Genomic DNA, 17,272 nt, shown 5'->3' on the forward strand with positions numbered 1-17,272 from the left:
CTAGGTCCTGATGGCCCCGAACCCGGCAATCAGGGCCTCGAGCCCCAGTTGGAAGGCGGTGTCGGCCGGGCGGCCACGTTCCTGCCCGGCCGGCTTGTCCTGCCCCTGGGCCGAACTCTGCACGGCCGCCGTGAAATGGGGCGTGGACCCGGCTATGGAGCCGGAATCGAAGATGTCCTCCGGTGCCGTGACGTCGTACGCAGAGCCGAAAATAAAGGACTCCAGTGCCACGATGGCGGGGACAATGCGCTCCCGGGGGAACCCGGCGTCGGAAAACCCCTTGCTGACGGTTTCATACATGGCAAGGGTCTGCGGGGCGTCCGTCACCGGCAGGACTGCGATGACGGGAATGAGCGGGGTATGTTCGGCGAAGACATCCCGGTAGCTCCACGCCCAGGTGCGGACGGCGTCTTCCCAGCTGCCGTCCCCGAAGCCTGAGACGTCCACCAGCGACATCAGATGGTCCTCCACCAGGAGCAGTACGTCCTGTTTTGATGCCACATGGTTGTAAAGGGCGGAAGGTGCCACGTCGAGCACCTTGGCCAGCGCTGCCATGGTCAGGCCGTCGTAACCTTTGCGGCTTACCAGTTCCAGGGCGGCTGCGGTGATCCCCGCCTTGTCCAGCACTGCAGCCGACGGTAAGCCTGCCCGCCTCCTTTGTGCGCCGCCATTGCTGGCGGAGCGCCCCTGTGCGGCTGATACTGCCGGCATTGCTGCCCTTTCGTCGGTGTCCCCTGCATTATTCCATCCAGCACTTCCGCTCCCGGCAGGCACCGGCTATAGTTCTAGCTAAATGAATGATATTCATTTAGTGGTCCCCGTCACCAAGGGCCGCAGAGAGGACATCATGCTGAACCTGAACCGCGACGTCGTGGTCGTTGGAGCCGGGCCGTCCGGACTCACCGCCGCCCGTGAACTGAAGAAAGCCGGCCTCACCGTCGCCGTGCTCGAGGCCCGCGACCGGGTGGGCGGCCGCACCTGGACCGACACCGTGGATGGCGCCATGCTCGAAATCGGCGGCCAGTGGGTCTCTCCGGACCAAACCGCCCTCCTGGAACTGCTCCAGGAACTGGGCCTGGAGACCTACCCGCGCTACCGCGAAGGGGAGTCCATCTACATCGGCGCCGACGGCTCACCCGTGCGCTACACCGGGGACACCTTCCCGGTGAACCCGGACACCGCCGTCGAAATGGACCGCCTGGTGGCGCTGCTGGACGGACTCGCCGCAGAGATTGGACCAACCGAACCCTGGGCACACCCCAAAGCGCGCGAACTGGACACCATCTCCTTCCATCACTGGCTGCGGCAGAACTCAGCCAACGAGGAAGCCTGCAGGAACATCGGCCTGTTCATCGCCGGCGGCATGCTCACTAAACCCGCGCACTCCTTCTCCGCCCTGCAGGCGGTCCTGATGGCCGCCTCCGCCGGATCCTTCACCCACCTGACGGACGAGGACTTCATCCTGGACCGCCGCGTCGTGGGTGGAATGCAGCAGGTCTCGCTGCTGCAGGCACAGGAACTGGGGGAAGACGTGGTCCTTGGCTCCCCGGTACGCACCATCAACTGGGAGCCGGATGCCGACGGCGGCCACCGCGTCACCGTTGAATCCGACAGGGCCACAGTGAACGCCCGGTTCGTCATCATGGCCGTTCCGCCCAACCTGTACTCCCGTGTCTCCTTCAACCCGCCGCTGCCGCGCCGCCAGCACCAGATGCACCAGCACCAGTCCCTGGGCCTGGTCATCAAGGTGCACGCCGTCTACAGCACCCCGTTCTGGCGGGACAAGGGACTCTCCGGGACCTGTTTCGGTGCCGACGCCCTGGTGCAGGAGGTCTACGACAACACCAACCACGGCGACGCCCGCGGCACGCTGGTGGGCTTCGTCTCCGATGAGAAGGCCGACGCCGTCTTCGAGTTGAGTGCCGAAGAGCGCAGGAAGGCGATCCTTGACTCGATCGCCGGTTACCTGGGTGCGGAAGCCCTGGCGCCGGAGGTCTACTACGAGTCCGATTGGGGCTCCGAGGAGTGGACCCGCGGCGCCTACGCTTCCAGTTACGACCTGGGCGGACTGCACCGCTACGGGAAGGACCAGCACGCGCCCGTCGGCCCCATCTACTGGTCATCCTCCGACCTTGCCGCCGAGGGCTACCAGCACGTGGACGGCGCCATCCGGATGGGCCGCATCACCGCTGCCCGCATCGCCGAGGTCGCGAAGGTGCCGGTAACCGCCGGCTGGTAAATAAGCATGCTTACTAATAGGCTGGCGGCGGGGAGCGTCCCCGACTTTCGACGAACGAGGTGAGGCATGACTGACGCCCAGAGCATCAGCAAGGTTACAGACATCATCAACGATTCCAAGATCGGGATGGTCACCACCATCAACGAAGAAGGCGCCCTCGTCAGCCGGCCGCTGGCCGTCCAGGAAGTGAAGGACGACGGCGACATGTGGTTCTTCACGGGCCTTGGCACGTCCCAGGTTGCGCATGTCCGGGCTGATTCGCGCGTCAACGTCGCCTTTGGCAAGAACACTGAATGGGTGTCCGTGGCCGGAACCGCCGAGGTGGTCACGGACCGGGCCAAGATCCATGAACTGTGGAACCAGGCGGTTGAAGCCTGGTTCCCCGACGGCCCGGATACTCCCGAGGTGTGCCTGCTGCGCATCGATTCGGACTCTGCCGAGTACTGGACCAGCCCGGGCGGCACGGCCGCCACGGTCCTGCAGTGGGTGAAGTCAAAGGTCACCAACAGCCGGATGAGCGTCGGCGAAAGCGGCACTGTGGAGCTGTAGCGCGGGCTGTTGACAAGGGGCGGGGCGGCTACTGCTGCTCCGCCCCTTTCAATGTCTCCAGGACTGCAGGCAGCAGCAGGTCATTGCGGCCCCACACAGGATCCAGGATTTCCACATACCAGGAATCCGCGAGCAGGAGGGCCAGTGCATCGTTGGTCTCCCCGGCCCAATCCTGGATCTGGGCCTCCTCCACGGGGTTCTCGCTGGAGCCGAGCACCGTGGCGATCTCTGCTCCGGCCAGGGTGACGGGAATGGCGGCGCTGCTTGCCTCACCGGGAGCGTGGGCTACCGTCACCAGCTCGGTCCGGGTGGAAAGTGCCAGCAGGCCGCGCGCGGTTTCCGCGCTGCAGAAGCCAGTGACGTACTGCCGCTGCGCCGCCCCATCGGCCAGGATGCCCGGCTGGGACTCCTTGGTGAACAGTCCGCTGCGGTTCAACTCCGCCAATTCCGCGGCCAGTGGTTCCGTCTCGGCGTCGAACGCGGCAGCGAAATGGCCCGGCTGGTACGAACTTCCGCCTTCCAGCCACCGTGCCGTCAGCTCGCCGGCCGCCTCCAGCGTGGTGGCCTGCCGCCAGACTCCGCGGTCCTCCAGCAGCCGGTCGTACTCGTCATGGACAGGCAGTTCCTCAGGCTTCATCTTGGGATGCTATCGCCGGGCCTCCGCGCCGATCCAACCCCTTCGACACAGCAGTTAACCTCAGCCGGCCTGCTTCATCGGCATGGCCGCCGGAATTCCCGCCGCCCGTTCCGCTGCTGCGAGCGATGCAGCCAGGCTTCCGACGGCGTCCGGGTAGCCCTTGTGCGTGGCCGTCCGCAGCTGGTCAGCGGTCCGCATGGCCTTGATCAGCGCGGACGTTTCCGGCAGCCGCACGTCGGTCAATGCCGGGTAGTCGATGCTGCAGCCAGGATCCAGTTCATAGCGCCGCCAGCGAAGCATGAGCTCGTCGTGCTGTATCCGCGCGGCCTGATGGGCGGTGAGCTGTTCCCGGTGTTCACGCCGGGCGGCGCGCCACGCCAGGAACTTCGGGCTGCCCCGGTAGGCCGCAAGGCCCGAAGCCGCAGCTGCCCCGGCGAGCACCAGCCCCGCCCAGGGCGAAACCAGGGCCGGGATCAGAAGCGCCGGAAGCGCCACGCAGGAACCAAGGAAGAGGTCCCAAAACAGCTGGTCCGGAGCCTCCGGGGCACCGCCTGCGGACGCCAGGGACCGTCGTCGTACAACGAAAACCGTGGCCGCGACGCTGGCAACCAACACGGGACCGCACAGCAGGACCACCCCCGCACCTTGAAGCAGTCCCTGGGTCAAGGACTCCGCCACGACTGACATCCTGCACCTCCCGCGCCCGTCATTCCCCACAAAGACTTGGCCCCGGCCGGAAAGCCCGGGCTGGTCCTTCCATTGGACCGTCTTCCGGGCACAGCGTCAATGGCTGCAAAATGCGGAGGCAGGCACTCCAAAGGGCGCCATGATGGGCGGTAGCGTGGGACCATGCGACTCAAAATGTGCAGCATCCACGTCCAGGACCCCGCAGCCGCCCATGCGTTCTACACCGGCACGCTCGGCTTTGACACCCTCATGGCCATGCCGGAGTACAACCTGTACATCATCAAGGATCCGGGGGCGGCCGACAGTTCGGTGGGGCTGCTCCTGGAACCCAGCGACAACCCGATCGGCGCCAGCTACATGAACGCCGTGCGTGAGGCCGGCCTCCCCGCCATCGTTTTCGGGGTAGCCGACGTCCAGGCAGAGTATGACCGCCTGTCGGCTGCCGGGGTCAGCTTCAAGACCCCGCCCACCACCGATTCATTCGGGACCAGCGCCGTGTTCGACGACGGCTGCGGCAACTACATCCAGATCCACCAGGACTGAGGGCCGGGGACGAACGGAGTGGCTGCGCCTGTTACGCCTGCGCGCGGTCCTTCTTGGCCTGCTTCTTCGCGGCCTCGTCCTTGACCCGCTGGGCTTCGGCGCGGACCGCAGCGTGCGTGGCGCGTTCGGTGACGAGCCACTGCGGGGGAGCCTGCAGCAGCGCGGTGATCTCCGCCGTCGTAAGCGCTTCCTCCACGCCGCCGCGTGCCAGGCCGCTGATGGACACGTTCAGCTTCTGGGCCACCACGGGGCGGGGGTGCGGCCCGTTGCGGCGGAGTTCGGCAAGCCATTCCGGCGGGTTGGCCTGGAGTTCGGCAAACTCCTCGCGGGTAATGGTTGAATCCTGGAACTCCTGCGGGGTGGTAAGCAGGTAGATGCCAAGTTTCTTGGCAACGGTGGCCGGTTTCATGGACTGGGAGTTTGCAGAGGTCATGCTTCAAGGGTATCCGGGCGGCGGGTACTGTGAAGACGTGCCCGCCGACGATACCCCCACGCCTGATGCCCAGCCCGCCCCTGACGAGGCGGCCCCGCGGGTGCTGCGCATCGCGTATGTGGCAGGGGTGACGCCGGGCAAGTGGATCCGCCGCTGGGAAGAGCGGATGCCGCATATTCCCCTTGAAGCATTCATGATCGACGACGACGCCCAGCGTGAAGTGCTGGATGACGGCAGAGCGCATATGGGCTTCGTCCGCCTTCCCATTGACCGGGAGGGCCTCAGCGTCATCCCCCTGTACGAGGAACAACCGGTGGTGGTTGCTCCGAAGGGCCACGAGATTTCCGTGTTCGAGGAAGTGGCGCTTGCCGACCTAGCCCAGGAATCCTTCCTCGATGCTGCTGCCCTGGGCGGACCCGAGGCGGCGCTCCAGGTGGTGGCCTCCGGGGCCGGGCTGCTGATCCTCCCGATGTCAGTGGCGCGCCACTTCAACGTCAAAGACACCGTGGCGCGCAGGCTCACCGGGGCTGAGGGGACCGAAATCGCCCTCGCCTGGCCCGCGGAGGCCACCGACGACGTCCTGGAGGAATTCATTGGCGTCGTGCGCGGCCGCACCGCGCAAAGCTCCCGGCAGCCCTCCGCCCAGCCGCAAAAGGTGAAGAAGGAACCCAAACCGGACCGCCGCGGCACCGGCACCAAGAAAGCGCCCAAGGTGGCCCAGCGATATGCCCCCAACCCGGACAAGGGCCGCGGCAAGGGGTCGCGGAAGAAGGGCAAGCGCTAGCCCAGGGGCCTCCAGGTATTTGGTGGGTGGCCGGATAACAGAAAGCCGGCCCCGCATGACGCGGAACCGGCTTTGCTGCAGTCCGTTGCTGCCCGCGCGGACTAGGTGTTTTGGATGTTGTCTTTGGCGTCTGTGGCGCGGTCTTTGACGTCGGAGGCTGCGTATTGGCCTTCGGTTTTGACGTTTTGGGCGGCGTCGGTGGCGGTGGCCTTGACGTTTTCCATGGCTTCCTGGGCGGGTTCCTTGAGGTCCTGGGCCATGGTTTTGGCGGCGTCGGTGACCTGGGTTGCCAGGGGCTGGGCTGCGGTTTTGAGTTGGTCCGCGGCTTCGCGTTCTTTGTCGCTGGCCGGGATCAGGGAGGAGATCAGCATGCCGGCGCCGAACGCGATGAGCCCTGCGGCCAGGGGGTTGCCGGCGGTTTTGGCTTTGACCTGGTCCGGGGCGTGGGAGACGGCCTGGCCGGCGTCGGAGAGTTTCGCGGAGACGGTGTCCGAGGCCTGGTGCAGGCTGTCGCCGGCGGTGTTCATGGCGTTGGTGGTGTGCCCGGCGCCGGTGGCGGTGGTGTCGTGGACTTTGGTGGTGGCGGTGTCTGCTGCTCCCATGATTTTCTCCTTCACCCCGGTCACGGCGTCGCGGACCTTGTCGGTTTGGCGGTGGACGATGTTGGACGGGGTGACTTTGTCGGCCACGGCGTCCACGTTGGTGCCCAGGCGTGCCCGGGTGGCTTCTATGTCTGCGCGGATGACGTCAGGGTTGTCGCTCATCGGTTTACCTCACCTGGTTTTAGGGTTGGGGGAATTTCTGAGAGGGTTTCCCCGGTTTGGGGCAGGCCCTTGATCTGCTTGAGTTCCTTGCGGCCGATGGAGGCCAGGACGGCGGCGATGATGGCCCAGATCACGGCGACGATCAGCGCGGACCAGCCCAGGGGCATGATGGCGCCCAGGGCCCACATCAGGGCCAGGGAGAGGAAGAGCAGGACGAAGTGTCCGCCGATCCCGGCGCCGGCGAGCATGCCGGCGCCTTTTCCTGCGCGGGAGGTGGATTGTTTGAGTTCGGCTTTGGCCAGTTCCACTTCCTGGCGCATCAGGGTGGACAGGTCCCGGGTTACGTCCCCGAGCAGGTCACCGAGAGAGGCGTTGTCCGCTTTCACATGCGCCGCGCTGGGCGGCGGCTCCGGAATCTGGCTACTCATCACAGCCCACCCGTGCCGTGACGGCCGGTGCCGGAGGTGCCTTCGCTGCCGAACGGTTCGTCGTCGTTGTAGACGCCGTTTTCGGCCCGGTAGGGGTCGTCATCAAACCGAAGCGGGGTCTCCTCGGCGGTACCCGAGGGCAGGGTGCTGGTGGAAACCGGGGCCCCGCTGCCTATCGTTGGCTCTGCGAAGAGGTCATCAGTTCCGGCTGCGTACACGGTCTCCGGGTGCAGGGGCGCTACGGGCGGTGACTGCACGGCGCGGTGCTGGCCCAAGCCCTGCTGGCCGGAAGCCCGGACCTGTGCCTGTGATTCGGGGGCGCCTGCGGTGAGGCCGCGGGTGAGGCGTCCGGCGAGGACGCCGGCGCCGGCGGCGAGGAGCAGGAATGTTCCGGGCCGGTTGCGGGCGAACCGCTGGACCTCGTTCAGGAGATCACCCGGCTCCCGGTTTTCCAGCCAGGTAGCCATCGAGGAAGTGCGCTCTGCCGCCTGACGGACCAGGTCGCCGGCCATGCCCTGCTGGTCCGGGGCGCTGGCCATGCTGTGCAGCTGGGTGGAGATGTTGCGGATGCCTTCCGCGGCCTTCTGCTGCTGGGTGCCTGCCTGGCTGGTAAGGCCGGACTTTGCCTGGTGCAGCAGGTCCTGCGCATTGGCCTTCGCCTCATACGCCACGTTCGCGGCTTCTTCCTTCGCCGTCTGGGCTACTCCCTGGGCAGCGGATGCGGCCTCACCGGCAACGTTGGACGCCTCCGCCTTGGCTGCCTGGGTCTTGGAGGTGTCAGCCGAAGTAGTGGGGTAGGAGGCCTGCCGGGGAGCTGCCTCCGTTGCGCCATACGGATCGGCGATGGCCGGATCGTTGGCGGTATGGGGGGTCTGGGGCCATTGGTTCTCTGTCATCTTCGCTCTCTTTCAGAAAGGGTTAGCTGGCGATCAAGAACCAGCAATGCTGGCGAGTTAGTAAGCAGGGTTACTAATTAGATACTAAGCACACTTCCCATTTGGATTGCAAGGGGCAGTGCTGCAGTTTCGAAGTCGCGGGGCGCCTGGCGATAGGGTTGGGTGGCCGCTGGATAGTAAGCCTACTTGCGAATATGTTGCTAAGCATGCTTATTGTAGTGGTGTAGCGACGCAGGGTGACCAGCACTTCGCCACCTACAGGAAGGCCGCGGCCGATGACCAGCAATCTCGATCCGGACGCCCGGAGCAGCTACCGCCTGATCACTTTGGCGGCCCGGCTCATCCAGCGGCGCCAGGACGATGCACTGGCCCCCCTTGGCCTCACCCGTGCCGCAGTTATTGCACTGGAAGGCCTGACGGGGGGCCCACTGAACCAGGAACAGCTTGCCGATGCGATAAGGGTCCAGAGCCAGACACTGGGCCGGGTCCTTACCCGGCTTGAGGGGACGGGGCTCATCACCAGGACCCGGCACGCCTCGGACCGCCGGCAGTTGAAAGTGGAGCTGACGGACGCCGGTGTTGCCGCCGTCGAGGCGGCGCGCCAAGCGGAGGTCAACGCCTATCCGGACGATCCGGACATCGGCTGGAAGGAACTCCGGGAGGAACTCACCAAGTTCGTCCGTGCCGTCCCACTCCACCGCGATAGCGGCGTCGTTCCGTTTGCTCCGCCGGAACACCGGGCCGGGCACCGGCCCCAGACCGGGCGGGCAGCCGGAATGCGTGGCTGGGAACAGCCACACCAAAACTGACAGGGCCGGCAGGGAGCCGGAGGCGGTTCCTCAGGAAGCGGTGGCGGCGCGTTAGTACGGCACCGCCTTTTCCTACTCCTTGTCTTCTTCCTCCTCCAGCAGGCCCCGTTGCGCAAGGTCTGCGGCATCGGATGCCTCCGGCGGCAACGGATCCGTGGCCGATGGAACGTCGGCCGGGGCGTAGTCAGCCAGCCCCGCGGCAACCCGTTCCTGCTCGACTGCCTTTTGGTAATCGTCGTCGTCAATTTCTTCGGGCATCTTGCCATGCCCAGTGCGCGTGGGGTTGGGCAGCGCATCCTCTTCCGGAACCATGACGCTGTCCAGCGCCTTATCCGGATTCTCATCTGCAGTGCTCATGGTGCACCTTCCAATCGCTGGTTTCCGGGCGGACAGGCAGCAGGGCTTACGACGACGGGACGTCCGGTCCCGAGGACCAGCGCAGAAGTGCCGCGATATGCACGCCCTTCGGCAGGACCGGTCCCGGAACCAGGAGAACGCGTGCGTCGGTAAGGGCGGCCGCGCGAAGCAGCGCCGCAGGGGCCGGCACTTCTCCCAGGATGCCGGCAGTCAGGGCTTCTTCCCTGGCTGTGGCAACCCACGGTTCCGCATCCAGGGCCAGCAGGGTCCGTCCGGACAAGGCGGCATCATCAAAGATCAGGACGTCCGCCTGCGCCTGCTGGAGTGCATGCACAACCGCTCCGATGCCGTGCGCTGCCTCCGGATTGGCCTGGCCCTCCTGGACGGCCAGCCTGTCCATGACGGCTTGCTGCTCCTCCGCCCACAGTTCAGCAACGTGCTGGTTGACGTGGTCCTCCAGGTTGGCGCTGCCAGCCCCGGCGGTATGGGTGTGGGACTCCACCTCCGACACCAATGCCCTGCCGGCTTCGGAGAGGTTGTCCTTGACCAGGCCCCGGGCACGGATGTCACCGGCGAGCACGATGAGCCGGGCGCCGCTGGCCCTGGCCACCCTGTCGATTTCGCCTGCCACTTCGTCGGCGTTACGGCGCCAGACGTCCTCGGTATGGTGCTGGAACCGCAGTTCGGACCAGCCCCCGCCATGGAACTTGTGCACATGTTCGGATTCGCCTTCCACGTCCTGCACAATGGCGGGAACCCTGGCCCCGGCCCGGTACAGCCGGATTTCGCCGTGTTCCCGGCTTACCTCCGCCACCACGTAGGCAAGGTCTTCGGGCCGGTGCTTGACCAGCGGCAGCAGGTCCGGGACGGGCTCCACTGCGAGCCGCTCCGGCAGGACGGGATCGCCGGGAAGCACCTCATTGACTACGGCCTTCCCTGCGTGGACCAGGACGAAGCGTGCCACGGGGGAGGGAATCCCGGCGGCCGGCTGGAGGGCCTGTTCCATTGCCTCGATATCAGCGGAGGTTGCCCCCTGTGCTTCAAGCCGGGCGCGTGTATTTCCGGCCCTGACATCCCCGGCTTCAAGGGTGTCCACTGTTCCGGTTCCCGCGTCCACGTAGGCCGTGCACCAGGGGCCGGGAGTGCGGTAGAGATCGGCATATTTCTGCAGGTTCGTGGTCATTCCTCCTCCTCCCCGATGCGTGGGGCCGAGGTGGTTTTGCCGCGTTCTGCCATGACGATCTCCTTCGCGCGTGGCGTACTGCCACAGGCTTACTGGTTCGTCATTTCACCGTAGCAGCGGCGATCCGGGCGCTGAAGGGCCTTCCGGCCCCTTGCCGGTCAGCCGCTGCAGGCGTCCTGCAGGGCCCGGACGGAGTCTGCCGGCACCTGGTCCCCGGCCTCCGCAATCCGGCCCAACGGCGTCGTGATCTCTGCAGGAACCCCTGCCGTCCGCGCGGCCGAAACCAAGCCGGCCAGCGCCTGGCGGTCTTCAGCGCTGACCAGGCCGTCCTTGACCACTGCGCAGATTTGCCGGTTGACTTCCTGCGCGGCGGCCGAGGCCGCCCTGGAGGCGGCGTCGCTGGCCGCGGTGCCTGCGGCTTCCCCCACGGCGCCGCATCCCGTCAGCAGCAGGGCGGCGGCAAAGGCAGTGGCGGCGGCGGGGCGAAGTGTCATGCCTCCAGCGTACCGGCGGCTTCTACCGGCGTGCCGGCACCCCGAGGATGCTGTCCAGCAGGGCATTGCGGAACTTGCCCTCGGGGTCATGGCCGGTCGCAAAGGCACGGAAATCGGCGAAACGCGGGTACAACGCCTCCCAGTCATAACCCTCCGGCGTGAACAGCTTGCCCCAGTGCGGCCGGGCACCAAAGGGCCGCAGGGCTTCCTCAAGGACCGGGAGGAAGCCTTCCACCTCAGGCTGCAGCGGCTTCCACGTGAAGTGCAGCGCCGCGCTTTGCTGCCGGTAGAAGGGGCTGAGCCAGAACTCATCGGCGGCGCCGGTGCGGATCTCCGAGACGAACAGCAGGGGCGAGAGGTCCTCAGCCAGCGCACGGACTGCCTGGAGGGCGGCGGGGGCCTGCTCCAGGGGAAGGATGAACTCGCTCTGGAGTTCGTCTCCGTTGCTTGGGGTGAACTCGTGCCGGAAGTGCGGCAGCCGGTCCAGCCACAGCCCGGGTTCGTCCAACTGGGCCGTGCAGTTCTCCGCTGACATGTCCGGGAGGGGGTGCCGGGGATGCAGCGCGGCGGTTGCCCCGAACAGGTTTGGAAGCGGCTCCTCGCCGTCGAGCGCTTTGAGCCAGACCTGGTTGATGCTGCTGCCCGCGTAGTCCGTAAAGAGGCTCACGCTGTAGGCGCTGGACACGATGCCGGCGAATTCTCCCAGGGCGTTGTCCCACGGCAAGTCCTCCAGAACCCGCTGGCGCATCCTGAAGCTGGGCCGCACCGCCAGTTCCAGCCCGGTGACAATGCCCAGGGCCCCAATGCCCACCACGCTTGCAAGGAACTCATCGCCGTCATCCCTGGTCAGCGTGACCTGCTCTCCGGAGGCCCGGACCAGGTCGATGGACTCCACGGCACCGGCGAGGGACGGGTTGTTCACACCGGAGCCGTGCGTGCCGGTCTGGACCGCGCCTGCCACCGAGATGTGCGGCAGCGAGGCAAGGTTGTGGATGGCAAGGCCGGCCTCTTGGAGCGTCCGGCAGAGCGCCCCGTAACTCACGCCCCCGCTGACGCGCACTGTTCCGCGGCCGGAATCCAGTTCCACCTGCTGGGGCAGGGCATCGAGCAGCACGTGCACGCCGTCGGTGTCCGCCACCCGGTTGAACGAGTGCCGCGACCCCAGGGCCTTGATCCGCGGCGAAGCGGCCACGATGGATGCCAGTTCCGCTACGGATTCCGGCCGCCTGACATCCGTGGAGGAGTATTCGAGGTTTCCTGCCCAGTTCTTCATCGAGTGGCTTTCGCTTGGCATCGGTTTCCTCCCACTGTCAGCGCTAACAATCGAGGCTGTCAAGGCGCTTCCGCTGTGTGGGCGGGGATGTGGCGTGGTCGTGATCCGCCTGCCTCCAGCCGCCGCGGGGAGGGCCGAAGGCAGGCGGACACCGAAGCCGTCCAGTCAGGAGCTTCTTTCGTTGCAGGGTGTGGTGGTGCGGGGCGGGGGCATGCGGCGGCTCCCGGTGGCTTCGATGGCCGCGGCGAGCCGGAGCAGGGCGGTATCGCTATAGGCTTTGCCGGCGATGGTGAGGCCCACCGGCATGGCGATGTCCGCCGCGATGCCCATGGGGACCGTGACCGTGGGTATGCCAAGGTGCCGGGGGACCAGGTTCCCGTTGGCCACCCACACACCGTTGCGCCAGGCGGTGTCCGCCGAGGCGGGATTGGTGTCCGCGTCTGCCGGGGCAACATCGGCTGCCGCCGGGAACACCACGGCGTCCAGGCCCAGCTGGTCCATCCATTCCTCCAGGTCCACCCGGCGGGTTTCCTCCAAGCCTGCCAGGCCCCCGGGCAGGTGCGGAATGTCGGCCAGGACGGGCACTCCCTGCCCGCGGATCCAGCCGGGATAGTCGCTGATGTCGTCATCGAAGCCGTCGTAGCGGTCCGGAAGGGCGCCGTCCGGGGCCGGGAAGATGGCGGCACCGTCGACGTCGGCAAGGCGGTTCAGCTGCGGGTCGCCGTTGGCGTCCAGGAAGTCATTCCACGCCCAGGCCGACAGGTCCACGATTTCCCGGCGCAGGTATTCCGGGGACACCAGCCCCCGGGTGGCGATGGTGGGCGCGCCGGGCCGGTCGCCTTCGTAGTTGGAGACCACGGGGAAGTCCACCTCCACCACGTCGGCGCCTGCGGCTTCCAGGTCCCGGCGGGCCGCCTTCCACAGCTCCACGATGGACGCGCGGGTTTCAATCCGCTGCCCTGTGGGCCCGCCGATGCCTGGCGCTTCGGCAGTGCCGGCTTCCGGGTCCGCGTTGACGTACATGCGGGGCACGCCCAGTCGCTTTCCTGCGAGTACGCCTGCCGCCGCGGCGGCGTCCGTAACGGTGAGGTCAAGGTACGACGCCGGCCGGACGGTGGATGCCTTGGGCACCCGGATCCAGGGCTGGACACGCCAGAAGTCACCGCGTGGTTCGACGTCGTCCGCCACCACCACATCCAGGACCTCCAGCAGGTCGGTCATAGTGCGGGTATGCGGAACCACTACATCCATGGTGGGCACCAGGGGCCAGTTCCCGCGCACGGAGATGACGCCGCGGGAGGGCGTATAGGCGCAAAGGGCATTGTTCGACGCCGGCGCCCGGCCTGAGGACCAGGTCTCCTCCGCCAGTCCGAAGGCTGCGAAGCTGGCGGCCGTCGCCGTTCCGGACCCGTTGGATGAACCGGACGCGAAGGCCGCGGTGAGGAAGTCCGCGCTGTAGGGACTCTCGGCGCGGCCGTATACCCCGCGCTGCATACCTCCGTTGGCCATGGGCGGCATGTTGGTCAGTCCGATCAGGACGGCGCCCCCGGCCCGCAGCCGCTCGATGGTGAAGGCGTCGCGCTGCGCCACCAGGTCCTTGAAAGCGGGTGAACCGGCAGCCACGGTAAGGCCTTTGACCTGGTAGCTGTCCTTTGCGGTGTAGGGGATGCCGTCCAGCGGGCCGAGAGTGTACCCGGCGGCACGGCGGCGGTCCGATTCCTGCGCCTCGGCGATGGCCTCCGGGTTCATCACGACGAGCGAGTTCAAACGTATTCCTGATGAGTCATACTTCTCGATGCGCGCCAGGTAGAGGCGGACCAGGTCTTCACTGGTGACCACACCCGCGTCAAGGGCCGCCCGGAGCTGGCTGATGCCGGCCTCCACCACGTCGAAGGTCCCCGCAGCGGCCGGTGGACGAGTGGCCTGCGCCTGCTTCATGCTGCATCGCCTTTGCGCAGGGCCGGCTGCTGCTGGGTGATGCAGTGGATGCCGCCGCCGAAGGCGAAGATGTCCCGGGCATCCACCAGTTGCACGGTGCGTCCGGGGTAGGCGCGCGCCAGGATGCCGGCGGCGATGGTGTCGTTGGGATCGTTGAAGCCGCAGAGCACCACCACGTTGTTGGCCACGTAGTGGTTGATGTAGGACCAGTCCACCCAGCCCTCGTCATCCTTGAGCGTGGTGGGGGCCGGGACATCGATGATGCGCAGCGGCCGGCCCTGGGCGTCCAGTTGCCCGGCAAGGACTGCCTTCAGCTGCAGATAGACGGCATGGTCCGGGTGGGCGGGGTCGTCCTGGCGGTGGAGCAGGATGGTTCCCGGGCCGGCAAAGGCGGCCACGATGTCTACGTGGCCGCGGGTGCCGAACTCGTCATAGTCCCTGGTGAGTCCGCGCGGAAGCCAGATGGCCTTGGTGGTGCCCAGGGCTGCATGGACTTCTGCCTCGACGGATTCTTTGGTGGCGCCGGGGTTGCGGCCGGGATCGAGCTGGACCGTTTCGGTCAGCAGTACCGTGCCTTCACCGTCCACATGGAATCCGCCGCCCTCGTTTACCAGGGAGCTTCGCCTGACTGGCACGTTGGTGCTGGCTGCCACGCTCCGGGCCACGTCCTGGTCCTTGGCCCAGGCAGCCCAATCCTGCGCGCCCCAGCCATTGAAGATCCAGTCGACCGCGGCAAGGGAGCCGTCCGCCGCATGAACGAAGGTGGGGCCGCTGTCCCGCAGCCAGGCGTCGTCCAGCGGAACGGCCAGGACGTCGATGCCCTGGCCGAGCCATTCCCGCGCGGCGGTGGCATCGCGCGGATCGGCGACGACCGTAACGGGCTCGTACCTTGCAATGGTCCGGGCCACCGTGGTCCAGGCGGCCCGCGCCCGGTCCAAGGTGGAGCTTCCCACCGGCCCGAAGGTCTCATTTGGCGGCGGGAAGGCCATCCAGGTCCGCTGGTGGGCTTCCCACTCGGCGGGCATGCGGGACGCGGTACTGACGGCCGCATGGTCAGGGGCGGCGCTGCCACCGACTGCTGTCGTATAAATGAATGCCATTCATTTATTATGGAGACGGCGCCGTCCGCACGCAAGGGTTTTTCAAACCTGGCGGGGATTGGTCCGGTCAACGGCCGCCAGGATGGCCCGTGCCAGCTGCTCCGGCTTGGTGAACTGCGGCCAGTGCCCGGTGGGCAGGTCGATGTACTCCACGTCATGGACCTTGGCCAGCTCGGCGACGAAGGGGTGCCCGGCCACGATCCATTCCCGGATCATGGCGGAAGGGAACTCGCAGGCGATCACGGTGGCGGGGACCTCGTAGCGGCGTTCGTCATGCAGTTGCTGCTTGCCATACGCCACGCCCCGGGGTTCCGGAGTGGCGCGGTCACGGAAGGCCTGGCGAAGCCCGTCATCGAGATCCACCAGGTCGGCGTCGTCGAAATTCCCCCACGGCGGCAATGGCACCTCGTCTCCAACGGCCGGCAACTGGTCATTGATGACGCCCCCATCACCGAGTGGTCCACTGTCCACGTACACGGCGCGCGCCACCTTGTCCGGCCGCGCATCCACCACGCCGTGGATGATGGCACCGCCGCCGGAATGGCCCACCAGGACCACCTTGCCGGGGAAGCCGTCCAGGACCTCCACCACCGCGTCGATGTGGTCCTGCAGATTGATGCCCGCCCTGGCGGCGTCCACGGATTCCTTCCCCGGGAGGGTGAGGGGGTGGGGGCGGTGCCCTGCCGCCTCCAGGAGAGGGGTCACCTCCTCCCAGGATGAGGCGTCCAACCAGAAACCGGGAACCAGGATGATGTCCATGACCGAACCCTACTCCCCGCCCCCACGCGGGAATACGGTCTCTCCTACCGCTTCCGCTTACGGTCCTTCCCCGCGGTCCGGCCTTGGCGTTCGGAGGCCTCGCGTTCCGCCCAGCGCTGCGATTTTCCGGCGGACACCACCTTCTGGTGCCACTCCCGGTGGTAGGCGCGCTGGGCGGCGACGTCGGAGCGGCGTGCCAGCGAGGCCAGTTCGCGCTGCATCTTCAGGTAGGAGTTCCAGCGCCGTTCCTCCAAAACGCCGCCGTCAATCGCTTCCCGCACCGCGCAGCCGGGCTCACCGCCGTGGCCGCAGTCCGCGAAGCGGCAGCCGGCGGCCAGTTCCTCCACATCGCCGAACATCCCGCCCAGGCCTTCGCCGGCGTCGAACAAACCGAAACCCCGCACACCGGGCGTGTCCATCAACACCGTGCCGTTGGACAGCGGCACCAGCTCGCGGGCGGTGGTGGTGTGCTTGCCCTTGAAATCCCCGGACCGTACCTCCCCGGTCTGCTGGACCTCGCGGCCCACCAGCGCATTGATCAAGGTGGACTTGCCCGCGCCGGACGGACCCAGGAGCACGATGGTGCCGCCGGGCTGGATGCGGGACATCAGCTCGTCGATCCCGTCGCCGTTTTCAGCGGACGTGGTGACCACCTCCACGCCTGCCGCCTGCAGGATGACCTTCCCGACGACGTCGTCCGCCACATCAGCCAGGTCCGCCTTGGTGACAATCACCAGCGGGGTGGCCCCGGAGTCCCAGGCGGCAACGAGGGTGCGTTCCAGCCGGTTGTGCGTGAGCGGCCGGTCCACGGGCACCACCACCCCCACGGTGTCCATGTTCGCGGCCAGGACCTGTTCCTCGGAGGAATCCTCGAACGCGCGTTTGCGGCTGAGCTCCGAGCGGCGGGGAAGCACTGCCAGGATCTGGCGGTCACCGCCCCGGTTGGGGCCGATCCAAACCCAGTCGCCGGTGACGGCGGGCTCCCCGGACAGCGGATACGGCAGGTGGAGCAGGCCGTCCTCGACCGCGACCAGCAGCAGGGTGCGGTCCACGCGGACCACCCGTCCGCGTTCCGTGGCGCCGGGGCAGGGGTACTGGTCGAAATGGCGGGCGACGGCGTGGATGTAGCCGTAAGCGCAGGGGCCGCCGGTTGGTTGGGTGGTACTTGGGGTGTTGTCCAGGGGGTTGCCTGAAGAATTGTGCACTGTGGTTTCCTTGCGGGGTCCCCGGTGCAACAGCGCCGCTGCTGGCAACTGCCGACAGGTCAGGCGGGTGCAGCCGGGAGGATGGATGATGTGATGGGTGCGGAGCGCTCTGGGCGCGCGGCAACTGCAGTCATCAAAACCACCTCCATTCCCTCGCGGGTTCACCGTCCTCCTGCCGGGGACGGCAGGGTCTG

General features: G+C 67.1%; 20 protein-coding genes. 5 read left to right on the forward strand and 15 right to left on the reverse strand.

The window, feature by feature from the left end:
• Positions 1 to 711 carry a TetR/AcrR family transcriptional regulator gene (locus NMQ03_RS00170; protein ID WP_255173855.1) on the reverse strand — a complete coding sequence of 237 codons (711 nt, stop codon included), beginning with the start codon at positions 709 to 711 and terminating at the stop codon, positions 1 to 3.
• Between the two features lie 136 nt (positions 712 to 847).
• Between NMQ03_RS00170 and NMQ03_RS00175 the strand changes: the two genes are divergently transcribed.
• Positions 848 to 2,239, forward strand: coding sequence for an NAD(P)/FAD-dependent oxidoreductase (locus tag NMQ03_RS00175; protein WP_255175697.1), 1,392 nt, complete (start codon positions 848 to 850; stop codon positions 2,237 to 2,239).
• Positions 2,240 to 2,305: 66 nt separating this feature from the next.
• On the forward strand, positions 2,306 to 2,788 hold the full coding sequence (locus NMQ03_RS00180; RefSeq protein ID WP_255173856.1) for a pyridoxamine 5'-phosphate oxidase family protein: 483 nt from the start codon (positions 2,306 to 2,308) through the stop codon (positions 2,786 to 2,788).
• Positions 2,789 to 2,816: 28 nt separating this feature from the next.
• On the opposite strand, the gene NMQ03_RS00185 is transcribed toward NMQ03_RS00180, so the two are convergent.
• Both NMQ03_RS00185 and NMQ03_RS00190 read right to left on the reverse strand, forming a co-directional pair.
• Positions 2,817 to 3,425 carry a hypothetical protein gene (locus NMQ03_RS00185; RefSeq protein WP_255173857.1) on the reverse strand — a complete coding sequence of 203 codons (609 nt, stop codon included), beginning with the start codon at positions 3,423 to 3,425 and terminating at the stop codon, positions 2,817 to 2,819.
• Positions 3,426 to 3,485: 60 nt separating this feature from the next.
• A complete protein-coding gene (locus tag NMQ03_RS00190) occupies positions 3,486 to 4,112 on the reverse strand; it encodes a hypothetical protein (protein ID WP_255173858.1) in 627 nt (208 codons plus the stop codon).
• A gap of 162 nt (positions 4,113 to 4,274) precedes the next feature.
• On the opposite strand from NMQ03_RS00190, the gene NMQ03_RS00195 reads away from it, so the two are divergent.
• The gene (locus NMQ03_RS00195; RefSeq protein ID WP_255173859.1) at positions 4,275 to 4,655 is read left to right on the forward strand and encodes a VOC family protein; all 381 of its coding nucleotides are present in this window, start codon (positions 4,275 to 4,277) and stop codon (positions 4,653 to 4,655) included.
• A gap of 31 nt (positions 4,656 to 4,686) precedes the next feature.
• On the opposite strand, the gene NMQ03_RS00200 is transcribed toward NMQ03_RS00195, so the two are convergent.
• Complete coding sequence (locus NMQ03_RS00200) at positions 4,687 to 5,088, reverse strand: DUF5997 family protein (protein ID WP_255173860.1); 402 nt, start codon at positions 5,086 to 5,088, stop codon at positions 4,687 to 4,689.
• Here NMQ03_RS00200 and NMQ03_RS00205 point away from each other — a divergent pair.
• Entirely contained in the window at positions 5,051 to 5,872 is an 822-nt protein-coding gene (locus NMQ03_RS00205; protein WP_255173861.1) for a LysR family substrate-binding domain-containing protein, read from the forward strand. The genes NMQ03_RS00200 and NMQ03_RS00205 overlap by 38 nt on opposite strands.
• 101 nt (positions 5,873 to 5,973) lie before the next feature.
• Here NMQ03_RS00205 and NMQ03_RS00210 read toward each other — a convergent pair whose 3' ends face one another.
• Genes NMQ03_RS00210 through NMQ03_RS00220 form a run of 3 tightly spaced genes read right to left on the reverse strand, consistent with a single transcriptional unit; the run spans position 5,974 to position 7,960 of the window.
• The gene (locus NMQ03_RS00210; RefSeq protein ID WP_255173862.1) at positions 5,974 to 6,636 is read right to left on the reverse strand and encodes a DUF3618 domain-containing protein; all 663 of its coding nucleotides are present in this window, start codon (positions 6,634 to 6,636) and stop codon (positions 5,974 to 5,976) included.
• On the reverse strand, positions 6,633 to 7,064 hold the full coding sequence (locus NMQ03_RS00215) for a phage holin family protein (RefSeq protein ID WP_255173863.1): 432 nt from the start codon (positions 7,062 to 7,064) through the stop codon (positions 6,633 to 6,635). The genes NMQ03_RS00210 and NMQ03_RS00215 overlap by 4 nt, the downstream gene beginning before the upstream one ends.
• A complete protein-coding gene (locus tag NMQ03_RS00220; protein ID WP_255173864.1) occupies positions 7,064 to 7,960 on the reverse strand; it encodes a hypothetical protein in 897 nt (298 codons plus the stop codon). The genes NMQ03_RS00215 and NMQ03_RS00220 overlap by 1 nt, the downstream gene beginning before the upstream one ends.
• Before the next feature lie 275 nt (positions 7,961 to 8,235).
• Here NMQ03_RS00220 and NMQ03_RS00225 point away from each other — a divergent pair, with 275 nt between their 5' ends.
• The gene (locus tag NMQ03_RS00225) at positions 8,236 to 8,769 is read left to right on the forward strand and encodes a MarR family winged helix-turn-helix transcriptional regulator (RefSeq protein WP_255173865.1); all 534 of its coding nucleotides are present in this window, start codon (positions 8,236 to 8,238) and stop codon (positions 8,767 to 8,769) included.
• A 72-nt stretch (positions 8,770 to 8,841) separates the two neighbouring features.
• Here the strand turns inward: NMQ03_RS00225 and NMQ03_RS00230 are convergent, their stop codons facing one another.
• The 8 genes from NMQ03_RS00230 to rsgA form a co-directional block, all read right to left on the reverse strand.
• Positions 8,842 to 9,126, reverse strand: a complete 285-nt coding sequence (locus tag NMQ03_RS00230) for a hypothetical protein (RefSeq protein ID WP_255173866.1) — start codon at positions 9,124 to 9,126, stop codon at positions 8,842 to 8,844.
• A gap of 46 nt (positions 9,127 to 9,172) precedes the next feature.
• The gene (locus tag NMQ03_RS00235) at positions 9,173 to 10,309 is read right to left on the reverse strand and encodes a Vms1/Ankzf1 family peptidyl-tRNA hydrolase (protein WP_255173867.1); all 1,137 of its coding nucleotides are present in this window, start codon (positions 10,307 to 10,309) and stop codon (positions 9,173 to 9,175) included.
• Between the two features lie 158 nt (positions 10,310 to 10,467).
• A complete protein-coding gene (locus tag NMQ03_RS00240; protein WP_255173868.1) occupies positions 10,468 to 10,803 on the reverse strand; it encodes a hypothetical protein in 336 nt (111 codons plus the stop codon).
• 22 nt (positions 10,804 to 10,825) lie between these two features.
• Positions 10,826 to 12,076: a D-arabinono-1,4-lactone oxidase gene (locus NMQ03_RS00245; RefSeq protein ID WP_255175698.1), complete on the reverse strand. Its 1,251-nt coding sequence runs from the start codon at positions 12,074 to 12,076 to the stop codon at positions 10,826 to 10,828.
• A gap of 165 nt (positions 12,077 to 12,241) precedes the next feature.
• Positions 12,242 to 14,014, reverse strand: coding sequence for an amidase (locus NMQ03_RS00250; protein ID WP_255173869.1), 1,773 nt, complete (start codon positions 14,012 to 14,014; stop codon positions 12,242 to 12,244).
• Positions 14,011 to 15,114: an agmatine/peptidylarginine deiminase gene (locus NMQ03_RS00255; RefSeq protein ID WP_255173870.1), complete on the reverse strand. Its 1,104-nt coding sequence runs from the start codon at positions 15,112 to 15,114 to the stop codon at positions 14,011 to 14,013. The genes NMQ03_RS00250 and NMQ03_RS00255 overlap by 4 nt, the downstream gene beginning before the upstream one ends.
• A gap of 42 nt (positions 15,115 to 15,156) precedes the next feature.
• On the reverse strand, positions 15,157 to 15,873 hold the full coding sequence (locus NMQ03_RS00260) for an alpha/beta fold hydrolase (RefSeq protein WP_255173871.1): 717 nt from the start codon (positions 15,871 to 15,873) through the stop codon (positions 15,157 to 15,159).
• A gap of 44 nt (positions 15,874 to 15,917) precedes the next feature.
• Positions 15,918 to 17,078, reverse strand: a complete 1,161-nt coding sequence (gene rsgA / locus NMQ03_RS00265) for a ribosome small subunit-dependent GTPase A (protein WP_255173872.1) — start codon at positions 17,076 to 17,078, stop codon at positions 15,918 to 15,920.
• Positions 17,079 to 17,272 lie beyond the last annotated feature (194 nt).

The organism is Arthrobacter sp. DNA4, from assembly GCF_024362385.1.
Classification (GTDB): Bacteria; Actinomycetota; Actinomycetes; order Actinomycetales; family Micrococcaceae; genus Arthrobacter.